17 protein-coding genes and 4 tRNA genes are annotated in these 22,516 nt (G+C 62.7%); 15 read left to right on the top strand and 6 right to left on the bottom strand.

What is annotated here, in order from left to right; translation table 11 throughout:
* A partial coding sequence (locus tag C3418_RS02860; protein ID WP_181023055.1) for a TSUP family transporter occupies positions 1–318 on the top strand: 318 nt, incomplete at its 5' end.
* A 51-nt stretch (positions 319–369) separates the two neighbouring features.
* Here the strand turns inward: C3418_RS02860 and C3418_RS02865 are convergent.
* Positions 370–1,302 carry a LysR family transcriptional regulator gene (locus C3418_RS02865; RefSeq protein WP_069784640.1) on the bottom strand — a complete coding sequence of 311 codons (933 nt, stop codon included), beginning with the start codon at positions 1,300–1,302 and terminating at the stop codon, positions 370–372.
* A 51-nt stretch (positions 1,303–1,353) separates the two neighbouring features.
* Entirely contained in the window at positions 1,354–2,271 is a 918-nt protein-coding gene (locus tag C3418_RS02870; RefSeq protein ID WP_069784639.1) for a DMT family transporter, read from the bottom strand.
* 178 nt (positions 2,272–2,449) lie between these two features.
* On the opposite strand from C3418_RS02870, the gene C3418_RS02875 reads away from it, so the two are divergent.
* From C3418_RS02875 to yjjG, 10 genes are all read left to right on the top strand, one after another.
* Positions 2,450–3,337: a helix-turn-helix domain-containing protein gene (locus C3418_RS02875; RefSeq protein WP_048208720.1), complete on the top strand. Its 888-nt coding sequence runs from the start codon at positions 2,450–2,452 to the stop codon at positions 3,335–3,337.
* 62 nt (positions 3,338–3,399) lie between these two features.
* Positions 3,400–3,522 (top strand): hypothetical protein, encoded by a 123-nt coding sequence (locus tag C3418_RS24650; protein WP_256094327.1) that lies wholly within the window; start codon positions 3,400–3,402, stop codon positions 3,520–3,522.
* A gap of 76 nt (positions 3,523–3,598) precedes the next feature.
* Positions 3,599–5,233, top strand: coding sequence for an ATP-dependent endonuclease (locus tag C3418_RS02880; protein ID WP_039038583.1), 1,635 nt, complete (start codon positions 3,599–3,601; stop codon positions 5,231–5,233).
* 106 nt (positions 5,234–5,339) lie between these two features.
* Positions 5,340–6,059, top strand: a complete 720-nt coding sequence (locus tag C3418_RS02885) for a hypothetical protein (protein WP_010674858.1) — start codon at positions 5,340–5,342, stop codon at positions 6,057–6,059.
* A 224-nt stretch (positions 6,060–6,283) separates the two neighbouring features.
* Positions 6,284–6,360: transfer RNA gene (locus C3418_RS02890), tRNA-Met, on the top strand.
* A 96-nt stretch (positions 6,361–6,456) separates the two neighbouring features.
* Positions 6,457–6,533: transfer RNA gene (locus tag C3418_RS02895), tRNA-Met, on the top strand.
* Between the two features lie 96 nt (positions 6,534–6,629).
* Positions 6,630–6,706: transfer RNA gene (locus tag C3418_RS02900), tRNA-Met, on the top strand.
* 96 nt (positions 6,707–6,802) lie between these two features.
* A tRNA-Met gene (locus C3418_RS02905) sits at positions 6,803–6,879 on the top strand.
* 144 nt (positions 6,880–7,023) lie between these two features.
* Entirely contained in the window at positions 7,024–8,508 is a 1,485-nt protein-coding gene (locus tag C3418_RS02910) for a leucyl aminopeptidase family protein (RefSeq protein ID WP_052816265.1), read from the top strand.
* Between the two features lie 33 nt (positions 8,509–8,541).
* Positions 8,542–9,222 (top strand): pyrimidine 5'-nucleotidase, encoded by a 681-nt coding sequence (yjjG, locus tag C3418_RS02915; RefSeq protein WP_052816263.1) that lies wholly within the window; start codon positions 8,542–8,544, stop codon positions 9,220–9,222.
* Positions 9,223–9,292: 70 nt separating this feature from the next.
* On the opposite strand, the gene C3418_RS02920 is transcribed toward yjjG, so the two are convergent.
* From C3418_RS02920 to elyC, 4 genes are all read right to left on the bottom strand, one after another.
* Positions 9,293–10,549, bottom strand: coding sequence for an amidohydrolase (locus C3418_RS02920; RefSeq protein ID WP_103857914.1), 1,257 nt, complete (start codon positions 10,547–10,549; stop codon positions 9,293–9,295).
* A gap of 1,307 nt (positions 10,550–11,856) precedes the next feature.
* Positions 11,857–12,828: a 6-phosphofructokinase gene (pfkA, locus tag C3418_RS02925; protein WP_010674852.1), complete on the bottom strand. Its 972-nt coding sequence runs from the start codon at positions 12,826–12,828 to the stop codon at positions 11,857–11,859.
* A 143-nt stretch (positions 12,829–12,971) separates the two neighbouring features.
* Positions 12,972–13,727: a triose-phosphate isomerase gene (tpiA, locus tag C3418_RS02930; RefSeq protein ID WP_029314576.1), complete on the bottom strand. Its 756-nt coding sequence runs from the start codon at positions 13,725–13,727 to the stop codon at positions 12,972–12,974.
* Positions 13,728–13,862: 135 nt separating this feature from the next.
* Positions 13,863–14,648: an envelope biogenesis factor ElyC gene (elyC, locus tag C3418_RS02935; RefSeq protein ID WP_103857915.1), complete on the bottom strand. Its 786-nt coding sequence runs from the start codon at positions 14,646–14,648 to the stop codon at positions 13,863–13,865.
* Positions 14,649–14,776: 128 nt separating this feature from the next.
* Here elyC and cmoM point away from each other — a divergent pair, with 128 nt between their 5' ends.
* The 4 genes from cmoM to mukB all read left to right on the top strand — a co-directional run bounded on the left by cmoM (position 14,777) and on the right by mukB (position 22,178).
* Positions 14,777–15,553 (top strand): tRNA uridine 5-oxyacetic acid(34) methyltransferase CmoM, encoded by a 777-nt coding sequence (gene cmoM, locus C3418_RS02940; RefSeq protein WP_103857916.1) that lies wholly within the window; start codon positions 14,777–14,779, stop codon positions 15,551–15,553.
* 114 nt (positions 15,554–15,667) lie between these two features.
* A complete protein-coding gene (mukF, locus tag C3418_RS02945; protein ID WP_103857917.1) occupies positions 15,668–16,987 on the top strand; it encodes a chromosome partition protein MukF in 1,320 nt (439 codons plus the stop codon).
* Complete coding sequence (gene mukE / locus C3418_RS02950) at positions 16,968–17,705, top strand: chromosome partition protein MukE (RefSeq protein ID WP_029314572.1); 738 nt, start codon at positions 16,968–16,970, stop codon at positions 17,703–17,705. Before mukF ends, mukE begins: the two co-directional genes overlap by 20 nt.
* A gap of 45 nt (positions 17,706–17,750) precedes the next feature.
* The gene (mukB, locus tag C3418_RS02955; protein ID WP_103857918.1) at positions 17,751–22,178 is read left to right on the top strand and encodes a chromosome partition protein MukB; all 4,428 of its coding nucleotides are present in this window, start codon (positions 17,751–17,753) and stop codon (positions 22,176–22,178) included.
* Positions 22,179–22,516: the final 338 nt, after the last annotated feature.

The following is a 22,516-nucleotide window of genomic DNA, read 5'->3' on the forward strand; positions in this document are numbered from 1 at the left end:
GGCACGGGGTCGTTTTTTGCCATCGGTTTCGTGGCCCTGGCGGGCTTTGGCATGGCGCGGGCCACCGCCCACACCAAGCTGCTCAACTTCACCTCCAACATCGCTTCTCTGCTCTTTTTCACCCTGGGGGGCAAGGTGGTGTGGAGCGTGGGGCTGTGCATGGCGCTGGGGCAGTTCATCGGGGCGCGCATGGGCTCCAAGCTGGTGCTCAAGAAAGGGGTGAAGCTCATCAAGCCGCTGCTGGTGACCGTCTCCCTGGTGATGTCCGCCAAGCTGGTGTGGAGCCAGTACCCCGAGCTCTTTGCCTGGTTGGGCTGAGCCGGTACCCCCATGACGAGGGCCCGATCGCAGATCGGGCCCTCTTGCGTTTCAGCCCAGTGCCGATAGTTGCCGGAAATGGGCTTGCAGCGCTTGCACCAGGCGGGCAATGCGATCGCGCTTGAGGCTGTTTGGCCGATAGACCAGGTGGAGCGGGCGGCCCAGTCCCGGCAGGGGGCGTGCCTGTGTCCCCTGCTCACCCACCAACGCCAGCAGGCCGGCGGGCAGGAGCACGGGGCCAATGCCTGCCTTGGCCAGTTCGATCAGCGCCAGGTAGGAATCGAGCTCCATGGCGGGGATAAGCCCGAGGGCGGCCAGGGGCTCGCGCAGATAGCGGTTGGAGGGGTTCTCCAGATCCATGGTCAGGATCTTGCGCACCTTGCCCTGCATCCCCTGACTCACGTCGCCTTCAGTCAGTTGCTTGCTGGTCACAGTTTCTTGCAAGGCGCTCTGGTGATCCGGCTGCGCCGCCTCATCCAGAGCGTCCCCCACCAGATAGAAGGGCTCCTCCAGCAGCCGTTCGGCACACAGCCCATGGCCCGGCGGCAGGCGACCGGCGCAGATCCCGAGCAGGGCATCCCCGCCGCGCACCCGGGCCAGAATGACCGGGGTGTGGTGGGTAGAGAGGGCAATGTGGGGATCCCGTTCAAGGTAGGTGTGCATGAAGCGGGCGAGGTAGCCCGCCAGCAGGGTTTCGGAGCAGGCGATGGACAGAGGGGTCTGATCCGTGAGGATCTGGCTGTCCGCCAGCACCCCCTTCATTTCGGCGAGGCTCGGGGCTACCCGGGCGAGCAGTTCACGGGCCTGGGGAGTGAGGCGGATATGACGGCCATCCGGCTCGATGAGCTTCTTGCCAAGGCGCTGCTCCAGCTGGGCGATGCGCTTGCTGACCGCCGACTGACTGATATAGAGGCGGCTTGCAACCTTGGCCATGGTGCCCTCGCTTGCCAGCAGGCAGAGTGTCTCCAGCCCTTCCAGTAACATGCGTCCTCCCTCCTCGTGTGTTGGACGCGGTTACCTTAGGGGCTGGTGGCATCAGGGGCAAGTACCGTTTGCGGCCCTTGATAGCGGCCAGCGCCACGCCTTGACGGGGGGCGCGAAGATCACCAGGTTGCCGATGAGGCTCACCACCACGCCGACGATGGAGACCGTCTGCCAGACAAAGCCTTCATAGAAGGTGGAGAGGGTGAGGGCCACCAGGGGGAAGAGCACGGTGGCGTAGGCCGCCTTGCTGGCACCGATGCGCCCCACCAGGGTGAGGTAGGCGGTGAAGGCTATGACGGAGCCGAAGATGGCCAGATAGACCATGGCGGCGAGGTAGCGCGGGTCGGTGGGCAGGGTGAGTGACTGACCGAGTACCGTGACCCAGCCCAGCAGCAGCGCCACGCCGTAGACCATGCCCCAGGGTACCATCTGTAATACGTGATAGCCCTGGCGCTGTCCCCGGGCGGAGACCAGGTTGCCCAGGGAGAAGCAGAGAGTGCCGGCGCAGGCAAAGAGCAAGCCCTTCCAGCCGTTTGCACCCAGTTGCGCATCCGCCAGCACCGGCCAGAAGAGCAGCAGGGTGCCAAGCAGCCCCAGCAACGATCCTTGCAGCCAACGCAGGCCCGGTCGTTTACCTTCGAACAGCCAGAGATTGAGGCCGTTGAAGATGCTGGCGCTGGCGAAAATCACCGCCGACAGGCCGCTCGGGATATAGAGGGTGGCGTGGTAGAAACAGAGGAAGTTGGTGGAAAAGAGCAACGCACCGAGCAGGGCAGCATAACGCTGGCCCGCCCAGGGCAGGCGCGGAAACTTGCCGCTCACCGTGAGCAGGGCGAACAGGGCCAGGGCCGCCAGGGCGAAACGATAGAGCACCGAGACCTCGATGGGGATGGGGCCGAGCTGCCAGGCGATGGCAATCCAGGTGCTGCCCCAGATGAGGATGGTGGAAACATAGAGCATCAGATTCATGGTGTGATCCCATCAAGAGAAGATGATGTGATCAGCATGAACCGTGAGGCGGGGGGCCGGCTTGCACCATCTTGCGGTTTTTTCAACGGAGGCGCAGCCTTTGACCATGAGGCGCGATAAGATGGCGACAGGAAAGGGGCGGCAAGTGCCAGAGAGGGACGCAAGCGTGCAGCATGCCATGCAGCAGACAAGACAGGCAGGGGTCTTTGATGCCCTGGTGAGCACCGGTGCCAGGCTGGAGGACTCCTGCTGGCTGGAGCCCGGACTCGGGGTGGCGAGCTGGTGCAACCGCTACGATCAGACCCGCTACCACAAGCCGGGCAACCACACCATCAGCGTCTACCTGCAGGGGGGCGAGCAGACCGAGCGGCTGGACGGCCCCGGTGGCCATGGCGGTGCCGGCAAGGTGTGCATCATGCCGGATCACCACAGGTCCGAGTGGCTGGTGCGCGAGGAGTTTCGCTTCTTCCACCTCTACTTCACCCCCGCCCACTTCACCCGTATCGCCGAGCAAGCGTGCGACAAGGAGGGGCGTCATCTGCAACTGGAAGACAAGACCTTCATCGACGATCCCCAGGCGGCGGCCCTGGTGCAGGGGCAATTGATGAAGCTGGACTGGCAGCACGGCATCGATCGCATGGCGCTCTCCCACGGTGCCTGGATGCTGATGTTGCACGCCTATCGCCATCACACCCGCGAGGCCCCGGCGCTGCCGGAGGTGCGCGGCGGCCTGGCCCCGGCCGTGGTGCGCCGGGTGCAGGAGTATCTGCAGGCTCACCTGGCCGAGCCGATCACTCTGGGAGAGCTCGCCCGGGAGGCGGGTCTGAGCGAATACCACTTCGCCCGGATGTTCGGGCAGAGCCTGGGCTGTCCGCCCCACCGCTACCTGCTCGGGCTGCGGCTCAAGCGGGCCAAGCAGTTGCTGGCGGGAAGCGAGCCTCTGGCCAGCATCGCCGCCCAGTGCGGCTTCTCCTCCCAGGCCCATTTTGGTAACCGTTTTCGGGAGGCGTTCGGCCTGAGCCCGGGCCAGTGGCGAGCCCAGTTGTCATTCTCCTGTCACAGATAACCCTGAGACTCTGGGCAAAAGAGGTGTACCCTCTGTCTCTTGTCCATTGAAAGGAATGCCCATTGAATCATCGCAAACGTCAGACCCGCACTCGCCATCTCTGGTTCAACCACTGGAATGCCCCCCTCTATCGCGCCACCCAGCCGACGCCGCCCGAACCGCTCGTTCCTCACAGTTCCCGCTGAAAACGCCGTTACCCGATAGGATTTTTCCGGCAACTTTGCCACTATTGCGCCATCAGGATGGACTGGATATGGCCGCATGTTTCTGGAACGCATTGAAGTCAAAGGTTTTCGCGGAATAAATCGCCTCTCCCTCGGGCTGGACAACACCACTGTGCTCATCGGCGAAAACGCCTGGGGCAAATCCAGCCTGCTGCGGGCCCTCTGGTGTCTACTGGGGGATGCCGAGCCCTATCAATTTGGTCAGGATGATTTTCACCGGCCCGAAGATCCCGAGCTCGAACCCTCGCGCACGCTGCAACTGGTGCTCACCTTCAGCGAGTATCGTCCCCAGATGTGCCAGCACTCACGCCGTCTGGCCCGCCTCGGGGCGGCCTGGATCCCCCACAAGGACAAGTTCCACCGGGTGCATTATCGTGCCAGCGCCGAGTTGCAGGACGATGGCAGCGTGCTCACCACCCACGACTTTCTCGACGGCATCGGCAAGAGCCTGGCCATCGACAACAATGAGGCGCTGGTGCGTCTGCTCATTACCATGAACCCGGTGTTCAGGCTGCGGGATGCCCGTACCGCCCGGGAGGGCATCGAGCGGCTGCCCTGGGGGGATCTGTGCGAGCAGCGGCTGGACGAGCTGGCCGGCAAGCTCACCGACGAGCCCCAGCGCATCGGCGAGCCAGAACTCAAGGAGGCGCTGCAGGCGGTGCAGCAGTTGATGGAGCACTACTTCAGCGCCCTGGCGCCCATCAAGCACAAGCCTCGCAGCCAGCGGGATATCGTCAATCGCCCCATGACCCTGCGCAATCCCGGCAACCTGCAGGTGCTGCTGCGCAATGCGGATAACCGGGCGCTGCAACTGGCCATGGCGGGCATGGCGGCCATGCTGCTCCACGCCCGGGGCAACCGGGAGCTGGAGGAGGGGGCCAGACCCATATTGATGCTGGAAGACCCAGAGAGCCGCCTGCATCCCACCATGCTGGCCCTGGCCTGGGGTCTGCTGGAGCAGTTGCCCGGCCAGAAGCTGCTCACCACCAACTCGGGGGACCTGCTCTCCTCCTTGCCCCTCAATCAGGTGCGTCGTCTGGTACGCCGCCAGCAGGACATCCTCTGCCATCAGTTGGGAGGGGAGCGCTACAGCAGCGACGATCTGCGCAAGATTGCCTTCCATGTGCGCATCAACAGGCCCATGTCGATGTTTGCCCGCTGCTGGCTGCTGGTGGAAGGGGAGACCGAGATCTGGCTGCTCTCGGAGCTGGCCCAGATCTGCGGCTACAGCCTGCGGGCGGAGGGGGTGCGCATCATCGAGTTCGCCCAGTGCGGCCAGGCTCCCCTCATCAAGGTGGCCCGGGACTTTGGCATAGAGTGGCACCTGCTCACCGACGGTGACGAGGCGGGCGCCAAGTATGCGAGCTCCGCCCGCTCCCTGCTCAAGGGGGAGCGCGAGCGGGATCGGCTGACCCAGTTGCCGGCGGCAGACATAGAGCACTACCTCTACCAGAACGGGTTCGAGGGGGTGTTCCGGCGCGAGGCGGGGGTCGGGGGGCGCTCCACCCTCAACGCCGGGCGCATCATCGCCAAGGCGATCCACCATCGCAGCAAGCCAGGCATGGCCCTGGCGGTGGTGGAGGAGGCGGAGCGCCTCGGCAGCGAGCACATTCCCCCTGTGCTCAAGCAGATGTTTGCCCGGGTGGTTGCCCTTGCCCGGGGACAAAGCTGACCGGCGACGTTGGGAAGACGGAGGGAGTTTGGATATACTCCCTGCCTCTTGTCCTTCCTTACCCTGTGATGGGTGCACCCGCACCCGGACTGCTGCCGGAGACCCTATGTTCGTCCAACTTCCTTTTTGGCTCTTTCCCCTGACCGGTCTGATGGCCCTGGGGGCCCTGATCGCCGTGGGGCTCGTCCTGTGGCGCGGGGATCTCTGCCCGGGCCAGCGCTCGCGGATCACTACCCAGCTCTTCTCGGTCTGGGTGATCACCGGGCTCTCTCTGATGCTGGCGGTGGAGGCCAAGGTTGCGGGCTGGCTCATCTGGAGCGGGGGGGCCGCCCTGGTGCTCGGTATCGTGCTCTCCCTAGTCCAGTCTCGCCTGGAGGGCAAGCGCGCCATCCCCGCCACCCTGCTGTGGTTGCCCGCCATGCCGCTCGCCCTCTACGGGCTGGGTCTGATGCAGATCCAGGGCTGGCTCGGCGGCCTGCTGCAGATGGTGCTGCTGGGGTCGGCCTTTGCCCACCTGATGCTGCTGCGTGCCCGCCACCGCCTGCAAGCCTTCAATCTGCTGCTGCCCCTGGCGGGGCTCGTCTCCGCCATCCTGAGTCTTATCTGGCTGGCGGTGCTGGTGGGTTGGCAGGGGAGCAGCGCCGGGCTCGACCCGCTGATCCCCGGGGTAGTGACCCAGGCCGGCCTGCTGGTCGCAGCCCTGCTGCTCTGGTTCAGCCCCATCTACCGTCAGCAGGAGACGGCCCCCGTGGTGGTCTCCGTGACCCTGTGCGGCCTCATCATCGCCCAGATTGCGGCGACCAGCGTGTTGCACCAGCTGGCCTGATCCCGGCGCATCCTTCCGCCCGCACCTTGTCGTGCGGGCTTTTTTTATGGCAAAGAGGGGCAAGGCGGGGAGGGGCCTGAGGGGCGAGAGATCGCTAGCTGCCTGAAAAAACTGCGATTTGTTGCAAAAGAGCGCAGTATGTGACTGTTTAATCCCCGAATAAACTTTTTTTAGGATATTTACTTGCAATCTCAGCGTTGGCGCCTATTATGGGCGACCTCGGACGCGGGGTGGAGCAGCTCGGTAGCTCGTCGGGCTCATAACCCGAAGGTCGTCGGTTCAAATCCGGCCCCCGCAACCAACTATTTGTGTCCATGGCAAGCGCATAGCGCTGCGGTGGAGACGAAGACAGCAAGAAGCAACTGCTCTGCTTTTTGTGGTGGCAATACAATTCGGACGCGGGGTGGAGCAGCTCGGTAGCTCGTCGGGCTCATAACCCGAAGGTCGTCGGTTCAAATCCGGCCCCCGCAACCAACTATTTGTGTCCATGGCAAGCGCATAGCGCTGCGGTGGAGACGAAGACAGCAAGAAGCAACTGCTCTGCTTTTTGTGGTGGCAATACAATTCGGACGCGGGGTGGAGCAGCTCGGTAGCTCGTCGGGCTCATAACCCGAAGGTCGTCGGTTCAAATCCGGCCCCCGCAACCAACTATTTGTGTCCATGGCAAGCGCATAGCGCTGCGGTGGAGACGAAGACAGCAAGAAGCAACTGCTCTGCTTTTTGTGGTGGCAATACAATTCGGACGCGGGGTGGAGCAGCTCGGTAGCTCGTCGGGCTCATAACCCGAAGGTCGTCGGTTCAAATCCGGCCCCCGCAACCAACTTCTGACTTATTTTCTTCTGCATTACCTCTCTTATCCCCTCCAGCATCTGTTGCTTGCACACAATAATGTGTGTTTTTCCGATCCCTCTCGCCATTTGTTCGGTATCATCCTGCTTTCTGTTCATGGATGAGGCCGCACCCTGTGATGACCCCTTTTAGCTATTCTTCTCCCCAAATCACGATGCAGAGCACCTCCCTCGCCGAGGTAATGGCAGGGCCGGCTGCCGTCAAACTCCTGCTCATTGCCGACTCAGCGCGCGATACCCTGCTGGCGACGCCTCCCTTTGCCGCCGTGGCAACCCAGATAGCCCTGGGTCAGAAGGCCCCCTATTCCCTTGACGACAGTCAGGGGCTGCAACGGGTGATCTTCATGGATGCCCGCCCGGCCCTGGATCATCGGCTCTACAAGCAGGTGCGCAGCTGGGTGGGCTCGCTGGCGGGCCTCAAGGCGACGCACCTGGCGCTCCATCTGGAGGGCTTTGACGATGAGCATCGCGCACAACTGGCAAGGGTGGTGCTCGCCTGCCTGCTCGCCGCCGATGTGACCCTGCCGACCCAGAAACGGAGTGAGGCGACAAGACCGGGTTATCAGCAGTTGCAACTTTCCCCCCCTTGCGAGCTGGACATGGCCCGCCTGAGCGCAGAAACCGAAGGCAACGGTCTGGCTCGCCACCTGGCAGTGCTGCCAGCGTCCGAGCTCAATGCCCGTCATTACCGGGCCTATGCCCGGGAGCTGGCGCAGCAGGAGGGGTGGCAGTGGCAGGAGTTTGATGAGACGACCCTGGCACAGAAGGGGGCTGGCGCCTTCCTGGCGGTGGCCCGTGGTTCGGCGGACGGTCAGGCCGCCATCGTCAGGCTCAGTTACTGTCCGGCCAACCCGGTGCGCCGCGTCGCGCTGGTGGGCAAGGGGATCTGCCACGACTCCGGTGGCTACAACCTGAAAGTCGGTGGCAGCATGTATGGCATGCACCTGGACATGGGGGGCAGCGCGGTGGCCCTTGGCACGCTGCTGGCCATCAGCCGGGCGAAACTCCCCGTTGAGGTGCACTGCTGGCTCGCCATCGCCGAGAACCACATCGGCCCGCAGGCCTTCCGGCCCGGTGAGGTGGTGACCGCGCTGAACGGCACCACCATCGAAGTGGTGGACACCGACGCCGAGGGGCGCATGGTGCTGGCGGATGCCCTGACCCTGGCGGCCGGGGACAAACCCGACTTGCTGATCGACTACGCCACCCTGACTGGCGCCTGCAAACGGGCGCTCGGCAGCCGTTACAGCGGCGCCTTCACCAACCGCCCCGTGTGGCTCACCACTCTGATAGCGCTGGGCCAGCAGAGCGGGGAGCGAGTCTGGCCCTTCCCCCTGGACGAGGATTACGATGACAACCTCGATAGCGAGTGGGCCGATCTGTTACAGTGCGCGCCGGGCGCCTCCCCGGATCACATCGATGCCGCCCGTTTTCTCACGCGCTTCGTGCCCGCCGAGCTTCCCTGGTTGCACCTCGACCTGAGTGGTTTTCGCAACAAGGGGGGCAATGGCGTGGTGGGCAGCGAGGTAACCGGCTTTGGTGTCAGGCTGACCCTGACCCTGCTCGACAGCCCTCTGGGGATGGGTGCGCCCGACGCATGACAACGTGGCCAAGCACAATCAATAAGGACAAGCGTGAAACAAGCAAGCTATGACTGGGTGCTGTTCGATCTGGACGAAACCCTGCTCGATTTTCCGGTCGCCAGGGCGCTGGAGCGGACCCTGCAGATCTACGGCGTGGCGCCGACTCCCCCCAAGATGGCGGAGTACCATGCCCTCAACCAGCGGCTCTGGCAGCAGTACAACTCAGGGGAGATTGACGCCACCCACCTGCAGCAGACCCGTTTTTCGCTCTTTGCCGAGCAGGTCAACGTGGCGCCCATGGCGATGAACGAGACCTTCCTGCAGCAGATCATCGCCCTGAGCGTGCCGCTGGAGGGGGTGGAGGAGACCCTGCAGGCCCTGAAGCGCAAGGTCAGAATGGGGATCATCACCAACGGCTTCAGCCTGCCCCAGCGCGGGCGCCTCGACAAACTGGGCTGGAACAGCTGGTTTGAGCCTCTCGTTATCTCTGACGAGGTGCAAGTGACCAAGCCGGCGGCGGCCATCTTCCAGCATGCCCTGGCGCAGATGGGTCAGCCGAGCCCGGCGCGGGTGTTGATGGTGGGGGACAATCCCAAGACCGACATCGCCGGTGCCGCCGCCCAGGGGCTTGCCACCTGCTGGTACAACCCGGGACGGGAAACAGGTCCGTGCGAGGCGACCCACGAGATCCACCACTTCGCCCATCTCTGCGCGATTGTGCTGGGAGAGTAGGTCCCCATGTCCGCAAGGATGTAAAAAAACAAGGCAGCCCATGGGCTGCCTTGTTTGCATCCGGCGTCTGCTAGCGGCCGAGGCGGGCGAGCAGCCAGGCCTCCAGCAAGGCCACTCCGGGGGCCAGCACGGCTTCGTCGAAGTCGAACTCCGGATGATGGTGGGGGGCCGCGAGGTTGGCTCCCAGGATGAGATAGGCGGCCTCGCCGCCGTGCTGCTGTACCCGCTCGATGAGGAAACCGGCATCCTCGCTGGCCCCGAAGCGGCGGGTGTGGATGGTATCAAGGGAGATCCCCTGTGCGAGAGGCACGATTTCCTCGATGAGGGCTGGGCTGTTCTCGATGCCGATCGCTTCCCCCTGTTTGCGAATGTGGTAGGTCGCGCCCTGCATCATGGCCGCCCCCTCCACAATCTGCTGCACCTGATTGAACATGTAGTCGTTGAGGGCCGGCGTCGCGCCACGGGTCTCCCCCATCAGGCGGGCATGGCCCGGGATGACGTTGCGTCCACTGCCGCCGTTGAGCTGCCCCACGTTGATGCGGGTCATGCCGTCCCGATGGCGGGGAATGCCGAGCATGGCGGTGGTGGCCATGCAGGCCGCCGCCAGGGCATTGTGGCCCGCGTTGGGCTCGAGCCCCGCATGGGCGGCTTGCCCCATGAACTCCACGTCGAATTTGGTTGAACAGAGAAACTCGGTGGGGTTGACCACCAGCTCACCACTGCTCGCGTGAATGCCGATGTGCAGTGCCAGCAGGGCGTCCACGTCGTCGAGCTGCCCCCCTGCCGCCAGCGCCTTGCCGCCTCGGCAGCCCTCTTCAGCCGGCTGGAAGAGGAGCTTGATGCGGCCAGTGAGGCGATCGGCGAGGGCCGCGATCCGCTCGGCCAGCACCAGCCCGATGGCGGTGTGGCCATCGTGGGCACAGGCGTGCATCCAGCCCGGGTTGGCGGAGTGCCAGCCTCCCTGGCCGGGCAGGTGTGACGCCTCCTGGCTCTCTTCGACCTCCACCGCATCGATATCGAAGCGAAACGCCAGGGTGGGGCCGGGCCGCCCGCTCTCCCAGAGTCCCATCACGCCGGTGAGTGCGTCGATCCGCGTCAGCCACTCCGGATGCGCCCCCTGGTGCAGGGCACGGGCCTTCTGGGCCTCGACGTCTATTTCCCGTCCCATGATGAGGGTGCTGGCGAGCAGTTGATCCCCCAGCATGATGGAGAAACCGAGTTCACTGAGGTGTTGGGCGATGAGGGTGGTGGTGCGAAATTCACACCAGGCGGCTTCGGGGTGACGATGAAGGTCGCGGCGCCAGTGGCGCAAGGCATCCTGAGTCATGGTGGTTCCTGCGTGGCAAATCCAGCGGCCATTGTGACGGGCAGGGGGGCAAGAGTAAATCCCGCAGGGGGAGATGCGACAAGGGGAGCCCGGGCTCCCCTTGAAAGATGGCATGGATGTCGACGAGGTCGTTTTGTGTGCGCAGATCGCACTCAATGATGGCTTGGCATCATCCTTTGCCAGAGCACGTCAAAAACCCATGTTGCAGTCTGTTTTTTGAACCGCCCTTCTGGTGCAGAGGTGGCAGATGGCTGATTGACCGACTTAGAGCTGTGCCAGCGACGGCATGGAGACGGCAACCAGAGTGAAAAACACGGTGAAAACGGCGGTAACTACGAACTCTTTCATGATTTTATCTCCCTTGGTTGGCTCATGATGGAACCAAGATACCACAACAGAACGATAAAACAACGAAAAATGTAATTATGAGGCAAAAATGGTTTGGTGGTGAAATATGGCCGCATTTTCCCAAGTTTAAGGGCGTTTTTTATCCTGGGAAGGGTTTCATAGTGATATCAGTGAAAGCGGATACATATAAAGTCTTTAAATACATTGAGTTATGTTGTTCTTGTGGCTTTCTTCTTGGTGGCTCCAATTGGGTTTTTTGTGGTGATCTCCATTTTTCATCAGCAAAATGGCCTGCGGGATGCGCCGATTGATGTCGTCCTAGGGAGGTTGGTGGTTGTCAGCCAGGTTTTGTCATCCCATGTCATGTTTTCTCACAACTTGTTTCCCAACCCCAGTCTGCAAGGCTGTTGCCAGCCAGGGTTATCCGATGAAGGCTCAATTTTCTGCTCATCCCAAACAGGATGGGAGCAAAAAGAGTACGAAAAAACGACAAAACGGCCGCCAAAGGAGCATGGAAGGAAAGGGGGAAGGCGGGAAAATGGAGGTTCGATCTTCATGGGGCCTTGGGTGGTCGGAAGCCCCGTTTTTCGCTGTTTTCTTGGGGGGACGAGCCACTGGGCCCGCGCGCAGGGGAAGCGGGAGAGATCGTCGGCCCACCCGGGTGGCTATATGGCGCCAGTGTGATGGGATGAAGGGCAGGGGAGGCCTGGCGCAGGGCCGTGGCACTGCGGCACCAAGGCCTTTATCCAGACCCGTCGCGAACAAGGTGAGCAAGCAGAAAAGCGGGGGAAAGAAGTAAAGGAGAAGGTCGTGGGGTCAGAGGCTCAGGGCCGCCGGGCAAGGGGTAAGACATGGCGACAGTGGCCAGTGGATAGTCGGGCCCCCGCAGGGGGAGGAGGGGGTGAGGAGCCCGCATAAAAAAACCCTCCAGAGGAGGGTTTTTTGTCAGACCACAGCCCTTAGAACAGGGTGGTGGAGAGATCGTACAGCTCCTGGTTGAACGGGCGCTTCAGGTTCTCGATGCAGTCGATGATGTCGTGGTGCACCATCTCGTTGCCCTGAATGCCGACGCAGCGGCCACCCTGGCCCGCCAGCAGTTGCTCGACGGCGAAGGCACCCATGCGGCTGGACATGATACGGTCACGGGCAGTGGGAGAACCGCCACGCTGGATGTGACCCAGGATGGTGGCGCGGGTTTCGCGGCCGGTCATGGCCTCGATGTCTTTCGCCAGGGCGTTCACGTCGGTGACGTGCTCGCAGATGGTGATGATGGCGTGCTTCTTGCCCTTGGCTTCCCCTTCCTTGATCTGCTGCAGCAGCTTCTCCTTGTCGAAGGCCACTTCCGGCACGATCACGTACTCGGCACCACCGGCAACAGCGGCAGACATGGCCAGATCGCCGCAGTGGCGGCCCATGATCTCGACCACGGAGATGCGGTGGTGGGAGCTGCAGGTGTCGCGCAGGCGGTCAATGGCGTCCACGACCACGTTCAGGGCGGTGTCAAAGCCGATGGTGAAGTCGGTACCGGCGATGTCGTTGTCGATGGTGCCCGGCAGGCCGATGCAGGGGAAGCCCTCTTCGGTCAGCTTCTTGGCACCCATGTAGGAGCCGTCACCGCCGATGACCACCAGGGCATCGATGCCGTGTTTCTTCAGGTTTTCGACCGCTTCGGCACGGACTTTCGGATCCTTGAAGGCGGGGAAACGGGCGGAGCCCAGGAAAGTACCGCCACGGTTCACGACGTCGGAGACGCTGTGACGCTCGAGCTTGACGATACGGTCCTGGTGCAGACCGAGGTAGCCATCATAGATGCCGTAAACTTCCAGGCCATGATGCAGACCGGCGCGCACCACGGCGCGGATGGCTGCGTTCATACCCGGTGCGTCACCACCACTGGTCAAAACACCAATACGTTTGATTTGTTTGGTCATGAGTGCCTCTGGATCTGAGTTGTCGAAAATCAAGATTCTGAAAAATACGGCTGGCCGCTTTTACTATATCGGCTTTCCTATGGCGAGAGGGTCCATAGGAAAGCGATATGCAAAGAGGGGCGGGGCCCCTCTTTGCTTGGCGCTTACTTGGCGGCGCCAGCGATGATCTGGGAGAAGTCGTCCACTTTCAGGGACGCGCCACCCACCAGGCCACCGTCGATGTCCGGCTGGCCGAACAGGTCGGCAGCGGTGGCGCCAGTCACGGAGCCGCCGTACAGGATCTGTACCTTGGCAGCCACGGCTGCATCAAAACCGGCCAGGTATTGACGGATGTGAGCATGCACGGATTGTGCGATCTCCGGGGTGGCTGTCTTGCCGGTGCCGATGGCCCATACCGGCTCGTAAGCGATGACGGCGTTCTCGAAGGAGGCGATGCCGCAGCGATCGATCACGGCCTTGAGCTGGGTCTCGACCACCTGGTTGGTGGTACCGGCTTCGAACTGGGCCAGGGTTTCACCGATGCACAGCACGGGGATCAGGCCTCCCTTCTGAATGGCTTCGTACTTGGCAGCCACCACGTCGTCGGTCTCTGCGTGCAGGGTACGACGCTCGCTGTGACCGACCAGGGAGTAGGTGCAGCCGAAGGCTTTGAGCATGGAGGGGGCGTTTTCGCCAGTGAAGGCGCCGGACTCGTGAACGTCGGCGTTCTGGGCACCGTAGGCGATTTTGCTGCCGGCGGTCAGCTGTTCAACCAGACCCAAAAAGATAACCGGCGGGCAGACGGCCACTTGCACGGAAGGATGAGCGGCAGCGGCCGGGGTCAGTCCTTTGATCAGGGCTTCTACAGAAGCCTTGGTGCCGTTCAGTTTCCAGTTACCCATTACCAGGTGCTGTCTCATCTTCTATATCTCCTAGGCATTTGATTGCGCAACATTATATGAATTGAACCGAGCCCAAGATAGCTGACCCGGCGGCAAATGACGTAATTTTTTTTCGCTTTCCTGATCCAAATCAGGAATGCAAGGCGCGATTGCTCACTCGGTGACCTGCCCACGCAAACGGGCCCACCATACCCCAATCCACTCGTGAATGGCAGCCTCGGAATACATCAGATAACGCCCCTTGGGGAGGTAGCTGTAGAGGGGTTGCGGCTCCTGACTCTGCTTGGCGGTGTAATCGGTGGGAGCCGGCACCGCATCGAGTCCCTGACTGCGATAGAGGGCCATGGCCCGGGGCAGGTGGGTGGCCGAACTCACCAGCGCCACCCGCTTGCCGTTGAGGTGGGCGGCGATGCTGACCGCCTCGTCATGGGTGTCTTTGTTGTTTTCAAACAACGTCATGCGCGCACGCGGGATGCCAAGGCTTTCCGCCATGCGGGCGTTGACCTCGGCGTTCGACAGGGGATCCCCGGCCACGGCGCCGGAGAAAACCAGCTCGGCCTCTGGATAGGCCAGGGCCAGGCGAACCCCTTCCAGGGTGCGCGCCAGGGAGATGTTGTTTTGCCAGGCGCGCTCTGGGATGGCCGGATCGCTCACATGACCGTTGCCCAGCACGACGATGGCCTGGATGTCAGGATGCAGGCTCACCTCGAAGGGGGGATAGGTCTGCTCCAGGCTGCGGGCCAGCTCGTAGCTCACCGGCCGCGTCCCCATCAGGGCAATGATCACCAAGGAGAGGGTCGCCAGCAGCCTGCCGCTTTTTTGAAAGCGGGTGAACCAGAGCAGCACGAGCGCCAGCACCAACAAGGAGAGAGAGAAGGGGAGCGGCATCAGCAGATGGCCCAGCCATTTCTTGATGACAAAGAAGTTGAGCTCGAACACGACAGACACGTCCTTGAGTTTTCAGCAAATTCGGGATGTGACAGAATACCCCTCTTTTTTCCTGTGGCCCAATCCTGTGTGGTTCCTCCTGCGGCCCTCATGGCGGGGCGGTCGAAGATGAGTGTGTCTTGAAGCAAGATCAGAGTTTTGACGGGCGCGCGGACAAGTTCGCTCGCAACATTTACGACTCCACCAAGGGGAGCATTCGCACCACCATTGTCTGGAGTGACATCGAAGCCTGCCTGGCGCGCCTGGGCAACCGGCCGCTGCGTATCCTGGATGCCGGCGGCGGCTTTGGCTACTTCGCCCAGAAACTGGCGGCCATGGGCCACCAGGTGGAGCTGTGCGATTTGTCGGCAGAAATGCTGGATCTGGCCCGGGAGCAGATCGCCCAGAAGGGGTTGGAAGACAGAATTCGTCTCATCCATTGCCCCATTCAGGATCTCAAGCACCACGTGACCGGCACCTTCGATCTGGTGCTCTGTCACGCGGTACTGGAGTGGCTCGCCGAGCCGCGCCAGACCTTGCTGGGTCTGTTCCCTTTCGTCAAGGCTGGGGGCATACTGTCGCTGCTTTTTTACAATCGTCACGGCCTCCTGTTCCAGAGCCTGGTGGTGGGCAATTTCGACTATGTGCGCCTGGGCCTTCGCAAGAAACGCCAGACTGCCCTGACTCCCACCAATCCCCAGTTGCCCGAGCAGGTCTATGACTGGATAGGCCGGGGGGGATTGCGGATCATCGGCAAGACCGGGGTGCGCGTCATCCACGACTACATGCGCCACAAGCAGGATCAGGTCGAGAAGTTCGAGGACCTGCTCGCCATGGAGCAGCAATATTGCCGCCAGGAGCCCTTTGTTTCCCTGGGGCGCTACATCCATGTGATGGCCCAGAAACCGGCCGGTTGAGACACACCGGCGTGAACACGATGCGGGATCCAGCCGCCGGGGCGCCACCGACCCCGGCCTATATCACCACGGCGGGCGAAGACCTGCCGACTATAACAACGAGATGATAACGTCATGATGAGTACATCCCGTACCCTGCCAGAGACGGTGGGATGGGTCAGACAGGAGGGGTTGGCGCTGCACCTCCCCACCGACAGGCTGGCCTTTCTGATAGCGATCAAGACGCTCTCCGAGGACGAGTCTGATCTCTCGGAGGCCGCGCTGCACGATGCCTTTGGCTATGTCAGCAGTGCCTTCGGCCAGATGGACGAGACCCTCACCGGTCGCGCCAACAACGCCATCAACGATCTCATTCGTCAGCAACTGCTGTCGCGTTTCACCACCGACATGGTGGCGGGGGAGAGCCTCTACCGCCTGTCGCGCCTTGGCATGAGCATCGTCGATTTCTTCATGGATCAGCGCCAGGTGGACTCCATCAAGCTCTCCATCCTGCTCGAGCACCTGGCGGCCGAGCTCGACACCGCCCGCAAGGCGGCGCTCGAGACCAACACCCGGGAGCAGTGGGACGCCGAGGTGCTGCCGCGCCTCTCCTTCTCCCTGGAAGAGACGCTCGGGCGCATCGATCTCACCCAGCGCGCCATGGACGAGCAGCAAAACCAGGTCAAGAGCGAGATCGCGGCCCTGCTGACCCAGAACTGGGTCGATGCCATCCACAGCTGCGAGAAGCTCCTGCACGAGACCGGCCAGACCCTGCGCGAGTTGCAGGACACCCTGGACGCCGCCGGCCACCGCCTGCAGGCGGGGCTGCTCAACATTCAGGAAGCGGCCCAGGGGCGTGAGGATCTGTTCCACGTCGAGGAGCTGACCCACGCCCTGCAGGGGCGTCTGGATGTCATCACCGCCTGGGGCCAGCAGTGCATCGAGCTCTGGTCCCGTTATGACAGGCACGTCCACAAGTTCATCCGCAACGCCATCGACATGGACAAGAACCGCGCCTTCAGCCAGCGGCTGCGGGAATCCATCCGCAACTTCGAGCAGCACAGCTGGTTGTTGCGGGTGGCCGAAGAGCCCCGTTTGCTGGAGCTGCGGGATGAAACCATCGCCATCCACGACGAGGAGGTGACCGGCGAGGTGCCCCTCGAGATGGAGTACGTGGAGATGGTGGACATCAACCAGGAGCTGGCGGAGCGCATCGAGCGCTACCTGGCCCGCTACCCGGAGCAGGGAGATCGGCTGGATCTTGCCGACGTGCTGCGGGAATACCTGCTGGATTACCCGGCCCATGCCCACTTCGACGTGGCGCGCCTCCTGATCGATCAGGCCGTGCGTCTCGGCCATGCCAGCGGTGAGCGCGAGCACCACCGCCAACCCGCATGGAAACCCATCAACCAAGCTGGATCCAAGGTTCAGGCCTATGTCATCGATCAATACTGAATTCCCCTTGCCCCTGCGTCTCGCAGAGGCCATCGCCAACCCCTTGTTTCCGCGCATCGACACCGCCCTGCGCTCCGGTCGCCACATCAGTGCCGACGAATTCGAGCAGCACTCGGCCCTGGTGGAGTACCACCAGGAGCTGGAGATCTTCTACGGTCGCTATCAGGTGGAACTCATCAAGGCACCGGAAGGCTTCTTCTACCTGCGTCCGCGCCCGAGCGCCGACATCGGTACAACAGTGTTATCTGAGCTCGATATGCTGGTGGGCAAGGTGCTCTGCTACCTGTTCCTGAGCCCGGACAGGCTCGCCTCTGAAGGGGTGTTCGCCATGGGCGAGCTGCAAGAAGAGGTGCTGAGTCTGGCGGACGAGAAGCAACTGCTGCGCATGGTCAACAGCCGCTCCGGCGGCACGGATCTGGACAAGAAGAAGCTGCTCGAGAAGATCCGCACCTCCATGCGTCGCCTCAAGCGCCTCGGGATGATCACCCCCCTTGGCAACAGCGACAAATTCCGGGTCAACGAGTCCGTGTTCCGCTTCGCCGCCGATGTGCGCTCCGACGAGGATCCCCGCGCGGTGCAACTGCGGATGATCCAGGAAGGGGAGGCCATTTTCCACGATGACGAGATGCCGAGCAGCGATTCCCTGTTCGAGGATATCGAAGAGGATCTGGACGAAGAGCAGCTGGAGCTGGAGGTGGAAGATGATCTGCAACGTTAATGTGCCGGCACTGATGGTGTCTGCCGGTTTGATGGAGAGTGTGGCGTGAGAGGCAAATTCAAATCCCTGACCATGGTCAACTGGAACGGCTTCTTCGCCCGCACCTTCGATCTCGACCAGCTGGTCACGACCCTGTCCGGCGGCAACGGCGCGGGCAAGTCCACCACCATGGCGGCCTTTATCGCGGCCCTCATTCCCGACCAGTCACTGCTCCACTTCCGTAACACCACGGAGGCGGGTTCCAGCAGTGCCTCCCGCGACAAGGGGCTCTACGGCAAGCTGCAGCGTGGCCACTGCTATTCGCTGCTGGAAGTGATGAACAGCCGCGAGCAGCGGATCTGGGTCGGCGTCCACCTCGAACAGGTGGCCAACCGTGACAACAAGGTCAACATCACCCCGTTCGCCCTGGTGGATGTGCCCGAGCACCTGGCGCCCACGGATCTGCTGCTGGAGAAGCTCGACGATGGCAAGGGCCGGGTACGTGCCTTCGCCGATCTGAAGGGGGCGGCAGCGGAGCTTGGCGCCATCAAGGTCGCCAAGTTCAATACGGTGACCGATTATCACAACTTCATGTTCGAGTTCGGCATCACCCCGAAGAAACTGCGGGATCAAAAGGATCGCGGCAAGTTCTATCGCCTGATCGAAGCCTCCCTTTACGGCGGTATTTCGTCTTCCATCAGCCGCTCCTTGCGTGAATACCTGCTGCCGGAGAACTCCGGGGTGCGCAAGGCGTTCCAGGACATGGAGGCGGCCATCTACGAGAACCGCCGCACCCTGGAAGCCATCAAGGAGACCCAGGGTCAGCGGGATCTCTTCAAGAATCTCATCACCGAGACCACCCACTATGTGGCCGCGGAGTATGTGCGGGGCGCCGCCGAGAAGAGCCGTCTCTCCGAGCTGGCCCTCAAGGCACGCTCTGAGCTCGCCGGCAAACGCCGTCTGCTGGCCGAGGAGAAGCAGCGCGCCATCTATCTGGCGGACGAGGTGGATCAGCTCACCAACCGCGAGAAGCTCCTGACCGACGAGCTGGAGTCCGCCGCCGAGCACCTGGCCAAGGTGATGGCGGCCGTGGCCCTGCAAAAGAAGATTGCCCTCTATCGCGCCGATCTGGCGGAGCTCAACGACAAGCTCGAGCAGCAGCAGGCGGTGGTGGAAGAGATCCACGGCCAGTTGCTGGAAGTGGAGGAGCGCAAGGAGCTGGCCCAGGCAGAGGTGGACAGCCTCAAGACCCAGCTCGCCGACTATCAGCAGGCGCTCGATATCCAGCAGACCCGCGCCATCCAGTACCGTCAGGCGGTGCAGGCCCTGGAAAACGCCCGCGAGCAGTGCGAACTGCCGGGGCTCGAGCCTGCGCAGGCGAGCGACACCCTGCACCAGTTCCGCGCAGCCGAGCAGAACCTCACCAGCCGGGTGCTGGGGGCCGAGCAGCAGTTGGCGCTGGCCAAGGCGGCGGTGGCCGAACACGAAGCGGCGCTGGCGCTGCTGCTCAGCATCGCACCCGAGACAGTGCGCGAGGCTGCCTGGCCCACCGCGCAGGCGCTGCTCAAGCGCCACATCGAAGACAAGGCCCGCATTGCCCAGGGGCAGGGTCTGCGCGCCGCCCTGGCTCGCCTCGAGAAAGAGAGCGAAAGCCAGAAGACGCTCTTGCGGCTGCGAGACGAGCTGGCCCAGGCGTCTGGTCAGCACATTGCTAGTCAGGACGAGCTGGAGATCTTCCTCGAAGCCCAGCGCACCCGCCAGGAGGAGCTCTCCGAGCAGCAGGCAGAGGCCAATCAGCGCCGCGCCAGCCTCGAGCATCAGGGCACTCAGCTGGGTCGCGATATCGCGGAACTGACCAAGCTGGCCCCGCGCTGGCTCAAATCCTTTGAAAAACTCGAGCAACTGCGCGAGCAGAGTGGCTTGGCCTTGGCCACCGCCGAAGAACTCTCTTCCGGCATGCAGAGCGTGCTCGACAAGGAGCGGGAGTTTGAGCAGGAGAGCAACCGCATTCAGGGCCAGAAACAGGCGCTGGAGATGCAAATTCGCAACCTGCAGCTGGGTGCCGGCGAGGCGGATCCCCGTCTTGCCCGCATCGCCGAGCAGGTGGGGGGCGTGCTGCTCTCGGACGTATATGACGACATCTCCATCGACGATGCCCCTTACTACTCCGCGCTCTACGGCCCGGCTCGCAGCGCCCTGGTGGTGCTCGACCTCGAAGGCGCCATCGAGCGGCTGAAAAAGCTGGAAGATTGCCCGGAAGATATCTACCTCATTCAGGGCAACCCCGACTCCTTTGACGAGGATCTGGTGGAAGCCGACGAGCTGGGGGACGCCGTGCTGGTGCGCACCAGCAAGCGTCAGGTGCGCTTCTCCCGCTACCCCGAGCTGCCGCTGTTTGGCCGTGCCGCCCGGGAAAAACGCATCGAGCAGCTCGATCTTGAGCGCGAAGGGCTCATCGAGGGCTACGCCAAGGCCGCCTTCGAGCAGCAGAAGTACCACCGTCTCTACGGCCACTTCCGCGACTTTATCGGCCAGCATCTGGACATCGCCTTCCGCCCCGACCCCGAAGCGGAAGTGCAGGCCAAGCAGCACGAGCAGCGCAAGCTGCAAGAAACCATCGCCGAGTGCGACAAGCAGCTGAGTGATGCCAAAGCCGCCGCCGCCCAGCTGACCCGCCATATCCAGCTGGTGCAGGGGATGCTGCCCTTTGCCCACCTGTTTGCCGAGGCAGACCTGGTGGCCCGCCTCGAGGCGGCTCACGCCGACGTGGAGGCGCTTAAAACAGCCGAAGCCTTTATCGCCAAGCACGGCAAGGCGTTGGAAAAACTCGAGACCCAGGTGCAGGTGCTGCGTCAGGATCCGCAGGATCTGGCGGCCCTGCAGGCAGCCTTTGACGAGGTGAGCGACCTGCTGGCCGAGCAGAAGCGCCGTTGCTACGCCCTCGATCAGCTGGTGGCCCGTTTGCCGCACTTTGCCTATCAGGATGCGCAAGATCTGCTGGGCAAGGCGTCCGAGATGAGCGAGCGACTCAAAGAGAAGCTCAAGGCGGCAGAGCTTGCCGCCCGCACCGCCGGTGAGCAGCACAAGCAGATCACCCAGCGCCACACCGAGGCGCTGCAACTGCGCACGGCGCTCGATTCCAGCGCCTCGGCCAAGGGGCAGACCCTGGCGGAGTTCGAGCAGGAGCTGGCGGCCATGGGGCTGACCCTGTCGGATGACATGGAAGAGAAGGCCCGTGCCCACAAGAAAGAGATTGAAGAGCTGCTTATCCGCACCCGGACCCGCCGCACCAGCGCCGAGGCCCAGTTGCAGGTGTGCAAGCGCGAAATCGAGTCCCTTGGCGGTCGTCTCAAGCTCGAAGGCAAGGATTACTACAGCGCCCGCAAATCCCTGGTGGGTCACAAGGCGAGCTGGTCGCGGGTGGTGCGTCTGGCACGGGAGACCGACGTCGAGAAGCGTCTGAACAAGCGCGAGCTGGCTTATCTTGACAGCGACGAGCTGCGCTCCATGTCGGACAAGGCCCTCGGCGCCCTGCGGGTGGCGGTGGCCCACGACGAGGCCCTGCGCGATGCGCTTCGTCTGTCGGAAGGCAACCGCAGCACCGAGCAGAAGGTCGCCTTCTACGTGCAGGTCTACCGTTACCTGAAAGATCGCATCCGCAACGACATCATCCGCTCGGACGATCCGGTGGAAGCCATCGAGGAGATGGAGATCGAGCTGGCGCGCCTCGCCGATGAGCTCAAGCAGCGGGAAACCCATCTGTCCCTCTCCTCCCACGAGGTGGCGGCCAAGATCACCAACATCATCCGCCGGGAGCAGAACCGCATCCGGGTACTGAACCAGGGCCTGCAGAACATCGCCTTCGGTCTGGTGCGCGGGGTGCGTCTCAACGTCAATATCCGCGAGGCCCACACTCGCCTCCTGACCGCTCTCGCCGATCAGAGCGCCATGCACAACGATCTCTTCGCCGACAAGGAGCTCAGCTTCTCCGAGGCCATGGCCAAGCTCTTCCAGCGCCTGAACCCGCAGGTGGAGCAGGGAGAGCGCAACTATCAGGTGATGGGGGACGTGCTGCTGGATTATCGCAACTACCTGGAGCTGGAGATCGAGGTGCAGCGCGGGGCCGACGGCTGGCTGCGTGCCGAGAGCGGCGCCCTCTCCACCGGCGAGGCGATCGGCACCGGTCAGGCCATCCTCTTGATGGTGCTCATCAGCTGGGAGGAGGAGTCCCGCCGTCTGCGCGGCAAGGACATCGCCCCCTGCCGCCTGTTGTTCCTCGACGAAGCGGCGCGGCTTGATGGCAAATCCATCGCCACCCTGTTCGAGCTGTGCGAGCGCCAGGACATGCAGCTCCTCATCGCGGCGCCGGAGAACATCAGCCCCGAGAAGGGCACCACCTACAAGCTCATCCGCAAGGTGCAGGGCAAGCACGAACATGTGCATGTGGTGGGGCTGCGCGGCTTTGGCTTCGCCGACGACAAGCTCATCGCCTGACTCTGATGGGCAAATAGCAAGAGAAAAGGGAGGCATTCGCCTCCCTTTTTATTGGAAAAATATGGCAAAGTAGCGGCGCTGCCTGTGATGGAATAAGGCTACGGATGAACGGGCTTGCCCGGTTCTGGTTAATAAGTATCCCTCTTGTTGTGCTGGGTTGCGGACGCAGATCGGAGGGTGTTTGTGTGCGCGAGTTGGCAAACGCGAGCAGAGAAGTGGCACCTTGATTGTCTCTTGGCTGTAACAGTGGTGATTTAAAGCCTGTGTTTATTGCAACAATCGCGGCGACCACTGCGTTGGCAACTGGGCAGGGCCCCATGATGGCAAGGGGCCGCCTA

The organism is Aeromonas sp. ASNIH8 (assembly GCF_002919855.1).
Classification (GTDB): Bacteria; Pseudomonadota; Gammaproteobacteria; order Enterobacterales; family Aeromonadaceae; genus Aeromonas; species Aeromonas caviae.

What these genes read in the sequence shown, in the direction of transcription:
- C3418_RS02920 (WP_103857914.1), bottom strand. Translation starts at nt 10,549, where the DNA reads ATGACTCAGGATGCCTTGCGCCACTGGCGCCGCGACCTTCATCGTCAC.
- C3418_RS02870 (WP_069784639.1), bottom strand. Translation starts at nt 2,271, where the DNA reads ATGAATCTGATGCTCTATGTTTCCACCATCCTCATCTGGGGCAGCACC.
- tpiA (WP_029314576.1), bottom strand. Translation starts at nt 13,727, where the DNA reads ATGAGACAGCACCTGGTAATGGGTAACTGGAAACTGAACGGCACCAAG.
- C3418_RS02880 (WP_039038583.1), top strand. Translation starts at nt 3,599, where the DNA reads ATGTTTCTGGAACGCATTGAAGTCAAAGGTTTTCGCGGAATAAATCGC.
- C3418_RS02885 (WP_010674858.1), top strand. Translation starts at nt 5,340, where the DNA reads ATGTTCGTCCAACTTCCTTTTTGGCTCTTTCCCCTGACCGGTCTGATG.
- C3418_RS02865 (WP_069784640.1), bottom strand. Translation starts at nt 1,302, where the DNA reads ATGTTACTGGAAGGGCTGGAGACACTCTGCCTGCTGGCAAGCGAGGGC.
- C3418_RS02875 (WP_048208720.1), top strand. Translation starts at nt 2,450, where the DNA reads ATGCAGCAGACAAGACAGGCAGGGGTCTTTGATGCCCTGGTGAGCACC.
- mukE (WP_029314572.1), top strand. Translation starts at nt 16,968, where the DNA reads ATGTCATCGATCAATACTGAATTCCCCTTGCCCCTGCGTCTCGCAGAG.
- mukF (WP_103857917.1), top strand. Translation starts at nt 15,668, where the DNA reads ATGATGAGTACATCCCGTACCCTGCCAGAGACGGTGGGATGGGTCAGA.
- pfkA (WP_010674852.1), bottom strand. Translation starts at nt 12,828, where the DNA reads ATGACCAAACAAATCAAACGTATTGGTGTTTTGACCAGTGGTGGTGAC.